The 15,803-nt window shown below is 44.9% G+C and carries 16 protein-coding genes, 1 pseudogene and 1 riboswitch; of the genes and pseudogenes, 9 read left to right on the top strand and 8 right to left on the bottom strand.

Annotated elements, in window-relative coordinates:
- Positions 1-90 precede the first annotated feature (90 nt).
- The 5 genes from ACO9K6_RS10000 (at position 91) to ACO9K6_RS10020 (ending at position 3,999) form a co-directional block, all read left to right on the top strand.
- Positions 91-948, top strand: coding sequence for an alpha/beta fold hydrolase (locus tag ACO9K6_RS10000; protein WP_424767417.1), 858 nt, complete (start codon positions 91-93; stop codon positions 946-948).
- A 202-nt stretch (positions 949-1,150) separates the two neighbouring features.
- Entirely contained in the window at positions 1,151-1,828 is a 678-nt protein-coding gene (locus tag ACO9K6_RS10005) for a GntR family transcriptional regulator (RefSeq protein WP_424767418.1), read from the top strand.
- A 21-nt stretch (positions 1,829-1,849) separates the two neighbouring features.
- Positions 1,850-2,932 (top strand): mannonate dehydratase, encoded by a 1,083-nt coding sequence (gene uxuA, locus ACO9K6_RS10010; RefSeq protein ID WP_424767419.1) that lies wholly within the window; start codon positions 1,850-1,852, stop codon positions 2,930-2,932.
- Positions 2,929-3,783, top strand: a complete 855-nt coding sequence (locus ACO9K6_RS10015) for an SDR family oxidoreductase (RefSeq protein ID WP_424767420.1) — start codon at positions 2,929-2,931, stop codon at positions 3,781-3,783. The genes uxuA and ACO9K6_RS10015 overlap by 4 nt, the downstream gene beginning before the upstream one ends.
- 87 nt (positions 3,784-3,870) lie before the next feature.
- Positions 3,871-3,999 carry a DUF6254 family protein gene (locus ACO9K6_RS10020; RefSeq protein ID WP_424767421.1) on the top strand — a complete coding sequence of 43 codons (129 nt, stop codon included), beginning with the start codon at positions 3,871-3,873 and terminating at the stop codon, positions 3,997-3,999.
- Positions 4,000-4,075: 76 nt separating this feature from the next.
- Here the strand turns inward: ACO9K6_RS10020 and ACO9K6_RS10025 are convergent, their stop codons facing one another.
- From ACO9K6_RS10025 to ACO9K6_RS10055, 7 genes and pseudogenes are all read right to left on the bottom strand, one after another.
- The gene (locus ACO9K6_RS10025; RefSeq protein ID WP_424767422.1) at positions 4,076-4,204 is read right to left on the bottom strand and encodes a 4a-hydroxytetrahydrobiopterin dehydratase; all 129 of its coding nucleotides are present in this window, start codon (positions 4,202-4,204) and stop codon (positions 4,076-4,078) included.
- A gap of 21 nt (positions 4,205-4,225) precedes the next feature.
- Positions 4,226-4,441, bottom strand: coding sequence for a helix-turn-helix domain-containing protein (locus tag ACO9K6_RS10030; protein ID WP_424767423.1), 216 nt, complete (start codon positions 4,439-4,441; stop codon positions 4,226-4,228).
- 41 nt (positions 4,442-4,482) lie between these two features.
- Complete coding sequence (locus tag ACO9K6_RS10035) at positions 4,483-4,770, bottom strand: HesB/YadR/YfhF family protein (protein WP_424767424.1); 288 nt, start codon at positions 4,768-4,770, stop codon at positions 4,483-4,485.
- Between the two features lie 232 nt (positions 4,771-5,002).
- Positions 5,003-5,320 carry an STAS domain-containing protein gene (locus ACO9K6_RS10040; protein WP_424767425.1) on the bottom strand — a complete coding sequence of 106 codons (318 nt, stop codon included), beginning with the start codon at positions 5,318-5,320 and terminating at the stop codon, positions 5,003-5,005.
- 17 nt (positions 5,321-5,337) lie between these two features.
- Complete coding sequence (locus ACO9K6_RS10045) at positions 5,338-7,428, bottom strand: flagellar assembly protein A (protein WP_424767426.1); 2,091 nt, start codon at positions 7,426-7,428, stop codon at positions 5,338-5,340.
- An 83-nt stretch (positions 7,429-7,511) separates the two neighbouring features.
- Positions 7,512-7,600, bottom strand: a riboswitch (cyclic di-GMP riboswitch).
- Positions 7,599-8,831 (bottom strand): annotated as a pseudogene (locus ACO9K6_RS10050) (diguanylate cyclase); the annotation flags it as partial. (Overlaps the previous riboswitch by 2 nt.)
- 34 nt (positions 8,832-8,865) lie before the next feature.
- Positions 8,866-9,873, bottom strand: coding sequence for an HD-GYP domain-containing protein (locus ACO9K6_RS10055; RefSeq protein ID WP_424767427.1), 1,008 nt, complete (start codon positions 9,871-9,873; stop codon positions 8,866-8,868).
- A gap of 488 nt (positions 9,874-10,361) precedes the next feature.
- Between ACO9K6_RS10055 and ACO9K6_RS10060 the strand changes: the two genes are divergently transcribed.
- Together ACO9K6_RS10060 and ACO9K6_RS10065 are read left to right on the top strand one after the other, a co-directional pair.
- Complete coding sequence (locus tag ACO9K6_RS10060; RefSeq protein WP_424767428.1) at positions 10,362-12,287, top strand: GAF domain-containing sensor histidine kinase; 1,926 nt, start codon at positions 10,362-10,364, stop codon at positions 12,285-12,287.
- A gap of 11 nt (positions 12,288-12,298) precedes the next feature.
- Complete coding sequence (locus ACO9K6_RS10065) at positions 12,299-13,036, top strand: LytR/AlgR family response regulator transcription factor (protein ID WP_424767429.1); 738 nt, start codon at positions 12,299-12,301, stop codon at positions 13,034-13,036.
- Positions 13,037-13,076: 40 nt separating this feature from the next.
- Here ACO9K6_RS10065 and ACO9K6_RS10070 read toward each other — a convergent pair whose 3' ends face one another.
- A complete protein-coding gene (locus tag ACO9K6_RS10070) occupies positions 13,077-14,009 on the bottom strand; it encodes a VanW family protein (RefSeq protein WP_424767430.1) in 933 nt (310 codons plus the stop codon).
- A gap of 140 nt (positions 14,010-14,149) precedes the next feature.
- Here ACO9K6_RS10070 and ACO9K6_RS10075 point away from each other — a divergent pair, with 140 nt between their 5' ends.
- Positions 14,150-15,301, top strand: a complete 1,152-nt coding sequence (locus ACO9K6_RS10075) for a hypothetical protein (protein WP_424767431.1) — start codon at positions 14,150-14,152, stop codon at positions 15,299-15,301.
- Positions 15,302-15,445: 144 nt separating this feature from the next.
- The gene (locus ACO9K6_RS10080) at positions 15,446-15,802 is read left to right on the top strand and encodes a helix-turn-helix domain-containing protein (protein WP_424767432.1); all 357 of its coding nucleotides are present in this window, start codon (positions 15,446-15,448) and stop codon (positions 15,800-15,802) included.
- The last annotated feature ends 1 nt before the right edge of the window (position 15,803 follow it).

Genomic DNA, 15,803 nt, shown 5'->3' on the forward strand with positions numbered 1-15,803 from the left:
ATAGAGATTTGCAAATGTTTCAGAAATAGTAGAATCGGTTAAGAGACTACACGAAACAATATTGCTAATAGAAAAGGCTGGTGAAGATCGATGGAAAAGAAGCGTATTGACGTGAATGGCATCGATTTAGTCTATGAAGAATGCGGTAGCCGCAATAAAAAAGTAATTGTATTGCTGCATGGCTTTTGCGGCTCATCCCTATACTGGCACAACATTTGTCCTATGCTTAATGAGCAATACCGTGTTATTGCTCCGAATCTGCGCGGTCACGGCGGCACCTCTAGTCCTGAGGGCATCTATACGATGGAGACGATGGCCGAGGATGTCATGAAGCTGCTCGAGGCGCTCGATATTCAGAAGGTTACCATGTTCGGACATTCGCTAGGCGGTTATGTAACGGCAGCCTTCGCTGATAAATATTCTAATATGCTTAACGGCTTAGCGTTGATCCATTCCACCATAATGCCCGATTCGGATGACGGGAAGAAGAAACGTATCATGGATATCGAGGCTATTCGCGATAAAGGCATCGGTCCCTACGTTCGAGGACTTATTCCCAACTTATTTAATGAAGAGAAACTAAGCGAAATGCGCGATGAGGTGGATCAGTTCATTAAGATCGGACAGGAGATAAAGCCAGAAGCGGCTATCGCTACCCTTGAAGGCATGAAGCTTCGCCCGGATCGCAGCCATGTGCTGGCTGAAGCTCAATATCCGGTATTAATCGTTGCCGGCGCTGCGGATGCTGTCATTAAGCCGGATGACAGCTTTACCGTCACGAGCCTCGAAACGCCGCTGGAGACCTATCATTTCCCGCACATTCTAGAAACGACCTTTGAGGATGTCGCGCATATGAGCTTCGTAGAGGTATCCGATCAGTTAGCTAGAGTGATGTCCACTTATTTGAAGACGCTTTATGAGCGGGAGAGTACGAGAGCTGAAGCCTAGCAAGCGGCCAGCATGAAGTCTTCATGCTGAGCACGCTCTGCTGCGATCTCGTAATAAAATAATAATATTTAGCGGATAACGGGCTGTCTCAAACGCAGATTACTGCTGCTGGGACTGCCCTTTTTGTGTTTTCTCCATTCCCACTTTTCACTACCATACTTGTATGGTAGTATGGAAGTAAAATGAGGAAAGGGGCAATCGCATGGACTTCAGCTTACGCACGCAGCCCATATCGACGCGGGATGCGGTCTATATGCAGCTTAGAGAACAAATATTAAAGCTTGAGCTGCCACCGGGAACACCCTTGTCCGAGAACGAGACCTCTGTGTTATTCAAGGTAAGCCGAACGCCGGTAAGAGAGAGCTTTGTCCGGCTAGCGCAGGAGGGACTTGTACATGTGCTTCCGCAGCGCGGCACATTCGTAGCGCTAATCGATACGGCGCTGGTCGAGGAAGCGCGGTTTATGCGAGAACAGCTGGAGAAAGCCGTCATTGTGCTAGCATGCCAGCATTTTCCGGACCAGCAGATGTCGGAGCTTGAGCTTAATCTGCAGCGGCAAGAGGCTTGCGTGCGAGCGCAGGACGACAAAAGCATGTTCGAGCTGGACGAGGCATTCCACCGCATCTTGTTCGACGGCTGCAGCAAGAGCAATATGTGGGCAGTCATGCAGCAGATGAACGCTCATCTGAACCGCAGCCGCATGCTCCGGTTGGTCGACGACCACAATTGGGAGCATCTGTATGAGCAGCATTGCTCGATGCTTGAAGCCATGAAAGCGAAGGATACAACGCGCGCCGAACGGCTGATGAAGGAGCATCTTAGTCTGAACATCGCGGATCAGGCACTGCTGAAAGAAAAATATCCGAATTATTACAAATGACAATGGGAGGTCTCGATTGGTATGCGTATGACATTCAGATGGTTCGGGGAGGGGAACGATACCGTTCCGCTGAGCTATATTAAACAAATCCCGGCAACCGAAGGTATCGTCTGGTCGCTGCATGATGTGGCGGCTGGCGAGGAATGGCCGATGGAACGAATATTGAAAGTGAAGCGGCAGGCTGAGCAGGAAGGCTTACATATCGACGTTGTTGAAAGCGTTAACGTGCATGAGGACATTAAGCTTGGTCTCCCATCGCGTGACTTGTATATCGATAATTATAAGAAAACCATCGAGAAGCTGGGAAGCGTCGGCGTCAAGGTTATTTGCTATAACTTCATGCCGATCTTCGACTGGCTGCGCACTGATCTGCATAAGCCGATGGAAGATGGCGCTACGGCGTTATTTTATGAGAACAGCCGTATAGCGAATGCCGATCCATTCCAATTGGTCGATGAAATCAACGCGAATTCTGCGCTGACGATGCCAGGCTGGGAGCCGGAGCGGCTGCAGCATCTAACGAAGCTATTCGAGGCCTATCAAGGCGTGACGGAGGAGAAACTGTGGGACAATCTTCAATATTTTCTGAAAGAGATCATTCCCGTGGCCGAGCGCAGCGGAATCCGAATGGCGATTCACCCGGATGATCCGCCTTGGTCCGTATTCGGGCTTCCGCGCATCATGACCTGTCAGGAAAACTTCCGAAAGTTTTTGAAGCTTTATGACAGTCCTAACAATGGCATTACGCTGTGCAGCGGATCGCTTGGCGCGAATCCAAGCAATGATATCGTATCCATGATTTATGAATTTGCCGATCGTATTCCGTTTGCTCATATTCGCAATGTTCGCGTGTACGAGAATGGCGATTTTATCGAAACGTCGCACCGCACGCAAGACGGGTCGGTCGATATTGCAGGTATTGTGCGTGCCTATCATGAGATCGGATTTACTGGCTATGCGAGACCTGACCATGGCCGTCATATTTGGGATGAGAAATGCCGGCCTGGCTACGGATTATATGACCGCGCTCTTGGTATTATGTACTTGTGGGGATTGTGGGATGCTTATCGCCTTGCCTCTGGAGAGAAGGTGTCCGGCCTATGACACAGCTGCCTATTCATGATTCATTGTCAGGCAAAGTAGCGGTCATTACTGGCGGGGCAGGCGTGCTCTGCCGCTTCATGGCACTGGAGCTTGCTCGTCAAGGCGCGAAGGTCGCGATTCTGAATCGTACAGCTGAGAAAGGCGCCGTCGTTGCCGAAGAAATTCGGGCCGCTGGCGGAACTGCCATCGCTGTTGCTTGCGACGTCACAAACGCGGAAAGCACGCGGGCTGCCGGTCAAGCAGTGCTCGAACAGCTTGGGGCCTGCGATATATTGGTCAATGGAGCTGGCGGAAATCATCCGAGCGCGAACACGACAAATGAAATTTTCAAGCCTGAGCATTTGAATGCGGAAAATGTGACTACATTATTCAATCTGAGTGTTGACGGCTTCCGCAGCGTGATGGATTTGAATTTTGTCGGAACACTCATTCCGACGCAAATTTTTGCGGAGCAAATGCTTGGGAAGCAGGGCGCCGTCATCATTAACATCTCATCAATGAGCGCCCCGTCGCCAATGACGAAGGTTCCCGCCTACAGCGCGGCAAAAGCGGCGATCGTCAACTTCACGCAGTGGCTGGCCGTTCATCTCGCGGAATCCGGCATCCGGGTGAACGCGATCGCGCCCGGCTTTTTCCTTACCGAACAAAACCGCACGCTGCTGCTTAAAGAGGATGGAAGCTTGACCGAGCGCTCGGGCAAAATCATTTCCCACACGCCGATGCGTCGCTTCGGGAAGCCGGAGGATCTGCTCGGCGCCCTGCTTTGGCTGGCCGATGAGACGACAGCCGGCTTCGTTACCGGCACGACAATTTCTGTAGACGGAGGATTTTTGGCTTATTCCGGCGTTTAGAGCAGGCAGGATGCTGCCCCATCCTTTCCTCTGTATGAGATAGCTGGCATTTTGCCACCCTACAGGATGAAAGGAGGGGAAGCAGCAATGACATCACCCAAAAACCGCCGTGAAAATGTATGGAAGCAGCGGAAGGAAAACCAACACCCGCATGGCAAAGTAAAGTCCTTTGAAGAATTGAGCCAAGAAGACGACGGCTCCAAATCGAAGCAATAACGAAAAAACTTGTGATTAGGACGAAGTGACAAACAAACCTCCATCTGCAGCGGATACGCGGATGGAGGTTCGTTTCTTATTTGTTCGTTATGCCATCCATGAACGCGGCAAACCGGTAGTTTTTCACAATCCACTTGCCATCCTCGCGCTTCCATCCTTTGCTTGCAGCCAAGTATTGTACGATTTGCTCCTCGGTCAGCTTCATGATCAGCACTCCTTATTCATCCTATAGCTTTGTTTGCAGCTCATATAACTCGCGCACATCGCATTTAACCGAATCAGCAATCGATATGGCTGTTTTTAACGGCATGACTCTCTTATTCTCCATATAATCATCAATCCGCTCCGGCCTAACGAGTAACGCTTGTGCCAGCTGCTCCTTGGTCATGCCGCAATCGATTAATCGCTGCTCCAGCAGGCAGCGGCCCAGCTCGATTTTCATGATTTCGCCTCCTAAGTCGAGACTGTTAAATAATATAAATATTATTCTACCTCCATCTTAATCTCCTCATACTTCTCGTCAAAGGAGATGTGAAGCGTCTTGTTTTCCAAGTACCACAAATTATCTTCTTCCATATAATACGTGACGCCTTCAACAACATCGCTAACTCCGATACTCCTCGGGATATCCTTGATCACGCCGAGCGACAGCCCCGGATGAACACTGCCGCAGCCGCCTAGTCGCACATAAATCCGAATCGCATCCCCATCCGCCAAACCCATCTCCGTCTTATACCAACGCGCCGCCGGCTGCTCCACCACTAATTTCATCGCTGTCAGCTCCTTGTTTTATCTTTCGTATGATTATGAGCAGCGTACTGTCAACAGATAACCTCATCCTAGTCCGTGTTGCATATTAATCGCTTGCTCTTCCATCATTACGAATTACACCGGAACTGTCAACCATGACCTGCAAAGCATTTGAGCCTATGCGCAATGTTTCAATTCGGAGATCGCGGGGGCCAGAAGGATCGCTCACTTCTGGTCCAATATTGAAATACCATTAAAAATCACCACAAACGTCACGCCCCAAAATTTCCGGAAGCTGCAGGAGAGAGAATACCTGCTTCACATCCTCTTGGATATTCACAATCGCAACCTCGATATCCCGCTCCTTGAGATCATTAATAAGCATAATCAGCAGTCCGATCCCTGACGAGTCCATAAAGGGCACCTGGGAAAAATCGATTTCTACCTGCTCGCATGCCATTAGCTGAGGCGCTACTTCATCTGCTATTATTTCCGTCACATCAATATCCATATCGCCTTTTAAAACCACTGCGATTTTCTTGAAATCCTGCTTGAGCTCATAGGTAAACAACAAATTACCTCCTTGTCTTAATGAAGCTGTAAAATTCCGTTATGATCCAGTCTAGCCCGAACATTCGAGGTCTCCTGCAAGAATCGATGTGAAACCGGACCTATTTGCAGAAACGTATCTGCAAGAGCGAGTTTGATTTGGATAGATTGATTCGCTGGCACACTGATTTTTGTCATACTGCCGCCTTTCGTGCCTGCCTCATCAACCTTTACCCCTGTTTTGCTAATGATCTCGCCGCCGCGAACGAATCCGTTAACCTGCACAAAGCCCTCTGCGAACAGCTTCGTGTTATAGCAGCCCTGACCTACAATATAAATATCACCGCTCGAATAAAGGGTACTGTGATGAGCAAATCCAATTTGAATGAAATTTTGCTTCGCTTCCTTCGTGATTTTCGAGCTTTCAATTAATCGTTCCCCTTTACCAATGACATCCAAAATATCCTGCTCACTGCTTAGATGAGAATTTAACACCATAATAAAACCTCTACTCAGCTCATCAGAGAGCTTGTGCCAGTCCTCGTCCAGCGTATTTCCGCCGTTTTTTACTTTATTAATGAATGCAAGAATTAAAGGGGTTAGCGTCTTAAACTTTCCATCGCATAAAATTTTAATTAAGGGTCCTAGCCCCGTTCTGGACAGGGTACTGATTTTGAAGGCAGAGACTAAGCCCAATTGATGAATAGCGATTATCATTTTTTTGATGAGGTCTACTATTTCAGCAAGCTTCTGTGAAAGCTCCGCAACCAGCATCGTATCTCCGCCAGCGGATAACTCACTTGAAATGATGTTTCGTCCGACCGTAATCGATTGCCCTGTGAATATTCTAGCCTTGTTGACATTTCCATGAACATGCACATTGCCCTGAGCATCCACCAGCATCGCGTCTTCTATTGACCCATTAATTTCAACATCGCCGATATAATGAATATTTCCAATCTCAAGCGTGACGTCCTTGTTGATGACCAGCTTAGGAATAACTGATATTTTCGCTATTCTTCCTGTTATCTTGAGCTGAGGCTGACCGGCTTCCAAAGCAACGACTTTATTGTCATCAATTAATACAACGCCTTTACCGGTTGCGACCTGAATCGGAAATGACTCTGGCGGAAGAATAATTTCACCTGAAACCGTTTTTCCCGGCGTTCCTTGAACAGGCGGCAGAAACATACCAAGCACCTGCCCCGGCTCAGCTTCAGGGAATTGCTGCGTTTCCCTAAAATCGATCGTTCCGTTAGAGCGCTCTTTAAACTCCTTCTTCACATCTACGTTCATATAAGAACTGAAATAGCCATCCTTGCCCGGCTTTGGTTCATCGCCGCACGCAATCAAGAATGAACCGCTCTTATCGCTCTGGCAAGCTCTAGCTATTTCGTCATACTTAATGCCGTAGAGAACTTGCATAGCAAGAAGTTTATCCAACAGCAATGCTTGGTCAATAGGATTTGGTATCCTCGTTTCTTCAACCTTTAACTCCAAATAAGACCTTGGACTTGCATTTTTTAGTTTTCTAAATATCTTCATGCCAGATTTTATGATGACAAGCTTTACTTCCGTTTTGCGGTCATTTATTTGCACATCCCAAACCGGTTCAATGCTTTCATCCTCAATAACAGCCTCTACGCGATCTCCTTCCTTGAGAGCTGTATTTCCTACTTTTTCAACGTCATTAACATACAGCCTCAGACCTTTGCCCGGAGCAATAACCGGGTATTGCTCCGGCGCATTCAGAAAGAAAATTTGGCCATTGTCCGCCCATGCTTTGCCAAGGCATTCCTCTATGCTTAATTCCATATCCGAAATGATTATTGAATTATCATCTATAATAGGAGCCTGCAGAGGATCCAGATCGGCGATTTGCAGAGCTTGAATCATGTCTTCGAGCTCCGCTTCTTCTGGACTTGACATCCCTTTCCTATCCACAGCCTCCACCCTATCCCGAACACTTACCCGCACAATAGCTTGCTTAGCACCGATGCCGAATATGCCCTTTGTTTCTTTGTTAATGATCTCGACATCGAACTCTTCCCGTTCCGCTTTTAATAATCGCAATCCCGTCTGCAAAGCTTCCTGGACGTCTTTTCCTTTGGCAATTATACTTTTCCCCATTCTATCACCGCCTTACAGTCATATAATTGGAGCATACAAATAAACCCAGCCCGAAAGACTGGATTTAATAAAATCCTTCCATTTCCGGCAGCCCGGCTGTCATAGCAGCAATTACCGCTTTAGACCCGTGGCTTTGCGTCCCTATCTTTCAATAGGTTTGCCTTTTTCTTTTTATATAGTTCCTTGTCTGAATACTTAAAAAGCTGCTTTATCGTCCTGCCATGCTTCGGATACAAGGAGTACCCAATACTCGGATTCAAAAAAATAGGTTGATCTATATTGGGAAAATGACAGGGGGCTCGAAACACTTCCTGAACATGCCCGATATACGCATGAATATCCTCTTTTTCATGAATGTCTCTCATGACCAGGGCAAACTCATCACCGCTTAAGCGTCCAACAATATCACCGGCTCTCTTATTAAGCAGCAACCGCTTAGAAAATTCCTTCAAAACCATATCACCAATGTCATGGCCGTACGTATCGTTAATGAGCTTGAATTTGTCGAGATCCATGACGAGGAACCCCAGCATCTCGCCACTGGCCGCTGCTTCTTCAAGCGCCTCCTCGGCAAGGGTAATCAGCTTTCTTCGGTTGTAGAGACCTGTTAAAAAATCATGATAAGCCATTTTTTCCAGCGATAGCTCGTAATTTTTTCTTTCCCTGTTGTCTCTGGACACAACGATGACCTTGTAGATGCTGCCATCCTTCGCACATACGGGTGAGAAAGCGGTTTCTAACCATAGCCAGCTTCCATCCTTATGCTTTTTCCGCAGCTCCATCACATAGGTGCCCTTGGTTTCGATCATGTTCTGGTAAATATCTCTAGTTTTTCTAACATCCTCGGGATGAATATATTCAAATATTTTCGTTTTTTCTTCCAAATGGTCGAATATGCTAAGCAGTGAAGGTGATGTATATTCTATCGTGCCGTTAATGTCCGTTATCTTGATCATATCTTGGGAATATTCTGCAATGAGCCTATACTGCTCCGCTTGGTCCTTCAGCTCTCGCAGCTGCTTTTTCTGATCCGTAATATTGCAATAAACTAGAAGTGCGCCTGAAATGCTATCGTCCGGCTGCTTGATCGGAGCTATTCGAAGCCTGTAAAATTGAGCTTCCTCAACCGCAGGCGCAGCATTCATGATTTCCTGCTCGTGCAGCTTCAGCTCGCCGGCCAGAACTTGGTTCATAGCTGTGACAAGCTTATTATTTTCCGCATATAATTTCGGATAATAAATACCCTTATATTCACCCAGTTGACCACCGTTGTGAAGGGGTGAATAAAGCCAGGCCTGATTAACAGCTGTAATTATACCTTGTGGATTAATAATTACGATCGGTTCAATCATGGAGTCAAGCAGCAATTGATTGAAGCCTTGAGTATGAAGCATACGTTCCATACAATTCACCTTGTTTATCAGATTCTTTCTTAGTTTAAATAATTTGGTGGATATGAAGCGTTCGGTTTTTGCTTAAATCCACATACTGGCCATCTATTGCAACGAGTGGATGAACAGGATCATTAGAATTGATCATAATAATTTTCCCTTCACTCCCATCGGACATGACAACATGGTTGCCGATTAATAGATTCATAATTTTTTTTAGAAATCGAAGCGTAATTTCCGGCTCTAGGCTCCCAAAAGCATTTTGCGACATATCCTTAAGAACATGATAAAAAGGAATGGGATTTTTATACGCACGCTTTGAAATCATTGCATGAAACACATCCGCAACGGCTACAATTTTACTGTGGAGATCAATTTCTTGTTTTTGCAATCCGTAGGGATAGCCGCTCCCATCCTCGCGTTCATGATGCTGAAGCGCAACTAGCGCATAACGATAAGAAACTTCCGATGTGCCCCGAATTATGTCAAAGCCATATACCGTATGATTTTTCACCTCAGCGTATTCTTCATTGGTCAGCTTCCCCGGCTTATTGATAATCTCGATAGGTATTTTCACCTTGCCTACGTCATGCAGGAAGCCGGCTGTTGTGAGCTGCAGCAATTCCTCTTCTTGCATGCCTTGGGAAACGCCGATTAATCGACTGATTAGGGCTACGCCTATGCTATGACGGTATGTATATTCATCACGCAGCTCCAAATGTGCGAACACGTCGCTAAAATGTGCATCACTGCTCATTTCCTCAATAATCGGAATGATCCTCTCGCGAACATCCTCATAAGGGATCACATGGGAGTGGCGAATCTTATGAAAGGCATCTTTGATTTCCTTTATAGCGGAATTTACAAGATAAAGTATGGAAGCATGCTCCATATCTTCATGACGCAAGCTGATTTTCTGATGAATGACCAGCTCAATATCCTTTTGAGTCAGCCGCGCTTGAGCGGGGAGCACTAAAACGCCATATTGGTTATATATATTTTTATTCAGTCTCATACCGCTGAATTGATAAGCCTCAGAATGTTCCTTTCTCATTATATCCCCACTTCCTGGAAACAAGTTATAATGAATATGGTTATTTATTCCTGATGAACACGCTGAATCATATTGTTATATCTATTGTGAATCATAACTCACACGTGCATTTCAGTCGAATCTTGTCGATTGATTTCGCCATGCATTTTCAGCATTCAACCTATATTTTTACTATGTTTCAGCGGCTGGAAGTATCTTTTCGACAAAATAAAAAACGGGTTTCTCTGATTCTTCTGTCAATACCAGCTAACATCCTCTCGCCATTAAAAAACATCCATTCATGTCCTATAAGAAACATTTGGAATCTATTCTCTCTAATCCTCTTCAAATTGTTCTATACTTATGATTTATTCTGGATTTCTAAGCTTTCATGCTGAAAAGACGTATGCTGCACGAATTTACCACAAGAATTTTGCTTCATTTCTGTGTACTATTTGATATGTAAATACGTCTACTTATCATTATGTATATATAGAAGGGGAATCCTTATGCTCTTATCCGACAATAGTAAAAATGACCTGTTAGAAGAGCTCCCGGCCGGTTATTTCATTATGGACAATCTGTATCACATTCGATATGCCAATAGGCTGGCGCGCAGCTTGATCGGAACAAATAAAGCCCTGCCGAGGTGGTTTATTCATCTCATTCAAGAAGAGCTTAGCAACGCCCAGCCATCGGATACTGACATCCATTTTGAAGCACGCGTCCAGCAGCCTTACTCCAGATTCCTTGATATTAGCGTGCAGCTCAAAGCGGATGGCATAGCTGTGCTTTTTCGGGAGATCTCGCCTGGAAAAGAACCGGAGCACAGCGGATTCAGCTTCTCAGAAATATTATCGCTTAATACAGACTTAGCCAATCATATCATTACAAATGAAGAGCCGCGAAATATATTGGATTCCTTATTAAATGATCTTTCCGACTATTTGGAGCTGGACTTATACTTCAACTACATCTTTGATAAAACAACCGGAATGCTTCAACTAATGAACTACTCTGGGATTAATGAGGGAACGGCCAAGCAGATTCGGTATCTTGAATTTGGCGAAGCTATTTGTGGAAGCGCTGCAAAGGATCAGACCAAAATCATCGTAGAGGAAATTCAACAATCGGTTGATCCGCGTGCAAAGCTGGTGAAGGGACTAGGCATTCAAGCCTACGCCTGTCATCCTCTATTCTCTTATGGGAGGCTGATTGGTACACTGTCCTTTGGATCTTCGAAGCGTTCTAGATTCACGCATCTTGAGGTCGCTTTAATGGAAACGATTTGCAATCTGACGGCCATGACGCTTGAACGATCCATTCTAATTACAGAGCTCAAAAATAAAAATACAGAGCTAACATTGAACAACCAAATGTTATGGGAAAAGGAAAGCAAGCTGCGGGCACTATTTGACGGCGCTCTTGACGGCATGATTTTAATTGATGATGAGAACACAATCGTAGATGCGAACCCTGCTGCGTACAACAGATTGGGCGTATCGCGAGAAAATTTCATATCGAGAAATGTATATGATTTTTTCGACATCGTGCAGCTCAACAAAGAAAATCGCGAGGTTACTATACAGTTAAAGAATGGTACTGAAAGAATATATGAATACACGGCTACTGCAGAGATCATTCCCGGCAATAAGCTTATTATTTTTCGGGATATTACTTCTAAAAACAAAATAACAAACGCGTTATTTGAAGCCAAAGAACAGGCTGAAAAAGCCAATAATGCGAAGTCCGAATTTTTGTCGATGATGAGTCATGAGCTGCGTACGCCGCTGAACTCCATCCTAGGCTATTCACAAATCATGCTCGATGATAAAAACAATTTACTAAATGACATCCAAAAAGAACGAGCATCCAAAATTTTAAAGGCTGGACGCCATCTTATCGCCCTTATCAATGAGATTTTGGATCATACACAATTTGAATCTGGAACTGCCAGCCTTAACCTGGAAATTATAGAGCTGACCGATATTATTGAAGAAACAGTTCGTCTGATGCATCCAATCGCTGAAGCAAAAGGTGTTATAATTGAAAGTCAAACGGGCAGCGCGTTTGATTTCCATGTAAATGGCGACACAACAAGGTTAAAACAAGTCATGATTAATCTACTCTCCAATGCCATCAAATATAATAGGAATGGGGGGAAAGTAACGGTTCACTATCAAATCCTCCATGATCAAATAAAGATATTCGTTGATGACACTGGAATTGGTATGAATCCGGAAGAGCTTCAACAAATTTTCGAGCCCTTTTATCGGATCTTCCATCCCGAGCATAATATTGAAGGAACGGGCATCGGATTAACGCTTATGAAAAACTTTATTGCCATGATGGGAGGATCCGTTGGGGTAAGCAGTCAAAAAAATGAAGGAAGCAGCTTCTGGTTCGCGCTTCCGCTCGTGAACACTAGAATGTGAGGTTATAAGTCATGGATAAAGCCCGAGTTATCGTTGTAGATGATAATGAAGATTCTTTGAATATTATACAATTTTATATCGAACAGCTTCCTGACTTTTTAATTGTCGATAAATGCAAGAACGGAGAGGAGCTTATCGACTCCATTATGGCAAATGAGCCTGACGTCGTCCTGCTCGACATCAATATGCCTAAGCTTAACGGCATGGATGCGATTCGCAGCTGTCTGAAAATTAAAAGCGATCTGCTGTTTATTTTCATTACAAGCTATGATGAATACGCTGTACAAGCCTTTGAGCTGTCGGCCGTGGACTATATCGTTAAGCCCATTGAGAAGATGAGACTTTACACGGCATTAGAGAAGGTCAAGAAAATAAGAAGCAGCGCCCAGCGTCAGGTTCAGCAGAGGAACGACAAGCTCCAGCGCATCTATATTAAAGATAACAGCGATTATTATTATATCCCTTTGCAGGATATCATTATGATCGAAAAGGTTGGGGGAAAATGTGAAATCTATACGCAGGATAAAAAGTATACAACCACTGAAAACATCGGTGATGTTTCAAAACATCTGCCTGAAGATTTATTTTTCTTATCGCATCGTTCCTATATTGTTAATCTGAGCAAAATTACGCATATTTCCGCTAATAACCAGACTTATCTTGCATATTTCTCCAACATCGAAAAGCATGCTCATATCTCGAAGCTAAAATTCGATGAATTGCAAAAAAAAATGAAAACCGTAATTTAAACAGACCTTTTGCCAGAAGGTCTGTGATAGTTAGTTTTCATTATGGCTCCAATTGGTTTGCGTTTATTTCGGCTTTGATCTCTGCAGGAAGTTTTTTTGAGGCGCTAGGCACGTTCCGCTGCTTATCATTCACCATTTCCGACGAGCAGATCATAATGATAACTTGACCTGCATTCGCATAAGCCCGGATTAGTATCGGTTGGTTGTATTTATTTTGGAACACAAAATCAGGTCCATACCAGCTTACTGTCGCATCACGGCCGGACGGAACATAAGGAACATTTCTGCTGTGAGAGTAGCGCTCGATAATTTGCAGCCCTGCACGGTCTACCGCATTGAAGAGCGTTGATGAAATTTGGCATATCCCTCCTCCAATATCTTCGGACACTTCTCCTCTAACAATAACCGGCGCCCGTAAATACCCCTTTTCCTTCGTCCGCTTTCCAACAATCTTGTTAAACGAAAATATCTCCCCGGGAAACACAACATAGTTATTAATGGCTAAGGCAGCGAGACTGATATTGTAAGAGCGATTCTTATTATGACTATTGTAATATGTAACATATTGCCCGATTCTCTTCACCTTGATCATTGATAATAGCTCGCTGTCCACCTTCGGATACGTTGTCTGCATCGGTGCTTCGAGTCTTGAGAAACCTCCTTCAAAAATAAAGCTATAAAACCTTTCCTCGAATTTCAGACGATCAAGCTTGCTGCCCTCCTGCTCAGAAATAATCCGTCCCGCTCCATCAAGCGTGGCGTTAACAGGAGCCTTTTTCACACGCTTGTCCAAATCTTCCATTTGTTGATACAAAGCTTCATGATCAATAAGCGGAATGCCAGATAATCGGTACATAAAATCAGTTCGATTCATTTTGACAATTGGATTCCCTTGATGCTCTACAATTAAAGACGCAGGCAGCTCAGCTTGTTGAAATAGTAACAATATTGCTAATAGCCATTGGAAGCCCATATTCATTCACCTTCCTATACAATAAGAACTTGGATAGTATGATTCGAAAATCAATTCCCTATACGCAAATCCAATGACACATAATTCATGATGCAATAGCTGAAATTAAAAGAAGCTGAAATATAACCGGAGGGAATACGATGAATCGTATAGGGAAGAAATGGACTTTGATAGGAGCAGCGGCACTTATAGTTTTGATGATCGGACAGCAGCCGTATGCTTTCGCAGTAAAACAAGAAAAGACACTCGAAATGACGATGACTGTACAAGCCAGTACAACCGCAGCATTTGTCAGCGAGCTTGATATCGCCAGCAAGGAAATGACTCGCGCGGTAAGTCGTGCCAAGGTTGAGCACGCCGTTGATGCGTCTTTCCTGCCTGATATTGATATTGCCATATCTGAGGCTAACCAAATTACCCATTACCGTTTAGAAAGTTCGGGAAGCTTGTGGCGTGAAGAAGCGGCAGAACGCCTGGTTTTGCCAAGACAAGCTGCCGATCGATTATTGCGGCTGGCGGACACGCTTCGCTCACAGCATTATGGAAAACAATTATCCTGGCAGGAGGCTCAACAAAGGATTCCAAATAAAAGTATATTTTCCATAACCGATTTGGAGAGCGGGCTTACCTTTCAGGTGCAGAGACGCGCCGGAAAGGATCATGCGGATGTACAGCCGATGACGAAGGCCGATTCGAGAATCATGAAGCAAATCTATAATGATAAATGGAGCTGGAAAAGAAAAGCGGTGCTCATTCACGCTGGAAATGAATGGATTGCCGCGTCCATGAACGGTATGCCGCATGGCGGGGATGGTATTCCGGAGAATGGCTTTTCAGGCCATTTCTGCATCCATTTCTATCTTAGCAGCACACACAAGTCCGATCAGCCTGATCCGGCTCATCAGATGATGGTGCATAAAGCGGCAGGCCGGCTGCAGCCCTACTTTGAATCCGCAGCTCCGCTAGTCTTAGCGAGAAGCTTCATCGATATAATGTATCATCAGGACGCAGCGCTTCTACATGCAATCTCAACAGGTATGCCGAAGGAAAAACAAAAATATTTCGCGGAAGAAATGTCGACGCTCGTCTCGATCCGTGAAGAAAAGCAGAAAAATAATAAAACAATAATCAGCAGCTCTCCCCCAGAGCTTGATGGTCAATTATCGGCTGAGATTAAATTGCCGGTTTCCGTCCACAAGCAAAACAAGCCCAGACAGCATATCGTTTATTCATTTGCATTTAACCGTTCTTCCGTACAATCGCCTTGGCGCATATCCGATATTTCATATTGACATCCGTACACTTGCTATAGCCGTTGCCTTGTGCAAGCAACTGGTAAACATGCTATAATTATGTGTATGTCAACAAGATGTTAATAAATGTGCTGCTAGCAATAAGGATTTGTTTATGCTATAAGCTCGGGGGGAGGAAAGAGGATGTTCGCAAAACGACTTAAGCAGCTGCGAAAGAAGAGAAAATTCACGATGCAGGAAGTAGCGGATTTCGTTGGCGTTGCGAAAAGCACGTATGCGGGCTATGAATCCGGATACCGGCAGCCGACAATTGAATCCATTCAGACGATCGCCCGAAAGCTGCGTACTTCGGCGGACTACCTTTTGGGACTTACCGAATATCCGGATCCTCCTGCTGAATTAAATCATAATGCAAAAGAATATTTGAATGTCGAACAGCTTCATTGGGACGGGGTTCCATTGGAGAAGGACGATATTGCATTAATTCGCAATTTGCTTGAACACGTCCTCCGCGACCGTATCGTAACCAAGAATGAATAAA

The sequence above is a fragment of the Paenibacillus praedii genome (assembly GCF_049725345.1).
Taxonomy (GTDB): domain Bacteria; phylum Bacillota; class Bacilli; order Paenibacillales; family Paenibacillaceae; genus Pristimantibacillus.

Excerpts from the sequence above, each read along its gene's own strand:
- ACO9K6_RS10000 (WP_424767417.1), top strand. The coding sequence starts at position 91 with ATGGAAAAGAAGCGTATTGACGTGAATGGCATCGATTTAGTCTATGAA.
- ACO9K6_RS10005 (WP_424767418.1), top strand. The coding sequence starts at position 1,151 with ATGGACTTCAGCTTACGCACGCAGCCCATATCGACGCGGGATGCGGTC.
- uxuA (WP_424767419.1), top strand. The coding sequence starts at position 1,850 with ATGCGTATGACATTCAGATGGTTCGGGGAGGGGAACGATACCGTTCCG.
- ACO9K6_RS10015 (WP_424767420.1), top strand. The coding sequence starts at position 2,929 with ATGACACAGCTGCCTATTCATGATTCATTGTCAGGCAAAGTAGCGGTC.
- ACO9K6_RS10020 (WP_424767421.1), top strand. The coding sequence starts at position 3,871 with ATGACATCACCCAAAAACCGCCGTGAAAATGTATGGAAGCAGCGGAAG.
- ACO9K6_RS10025 (WP_424767422.1), bottom strand. The coding sequence starts at position 4,204 with ATGAAGCTGACCGAGGAGCAAATCGTACAATACTTGGCTGCAAGCAAA.
- ACO9K6_RS10030 (WP_424767423.1), bottom strand. The coding sequence starts at position 4,441 with ATGAAAATCGAGCTGGGCCGCTGCCTGCTGGAGCAGCGATTAATCGAT.
- ACO9K6_RS10035 (WP_424767424.1), bottom strand. The coding sequence starts at position 4,770 with ATGAAATTAGTGGTGGAGCAGCCGGCGGCGCGTTGGTATAAGACGGAG.
- ACO9K6_RS10045 (WP_424767426.1), bottom strand. The coding sequence starts at position 7,428 with ATGGGGAAAAGTATAATTGCCAAAGGAAAAGACGTCCAGGAAGCTTTG.
- ACO9K6_RS10055 (WP_424767427.1), bottom strand. The coding sequence starts at position 9,873 with ATGAGAAAGGAACATTCTGAGGCTTATCAATTCAGCGGTATGAGACTG.
- ACO9K6_RS10060 (WP_424767428.1), top strand. The coding sequence starts at position 10,362 with ATGCTCTTATCCGACAATAGTAAAAATGACCTGTTAGAAGAGCTCCCG.
- ACO9K6_RS10065 (WP_424767429.1), top strand. The coding sequence starts at position 12,299 with ATGGATAAAGCCCGAGTTATCGTTGTAGATGATAATGAAGATTCTTTG.
- ACO9K6_RS10070 (WP_424767430.1), bottom strand. The coding sequence starts at position 14,009 with ATGGGCTTCCAATGGCTATTAGCAATATTGTTACTATTTCAACAAGCT.
- ACO9K6_RS10075 (WP_424767431.1), top strand. The coding sequence starts at position 14,150 with ATGAATCGTATAGGGAAGAAATGGACTTTGATAGGAGCAGCGGCACTT.
- ACO9K6_RS10080 (WP_424767432.1), top strand. The coding sequence starts at position 15,446 with ATGTTCGCAAAACGACTTAAGCAGCTGCGAAAGAAGAGAAAATTCACG.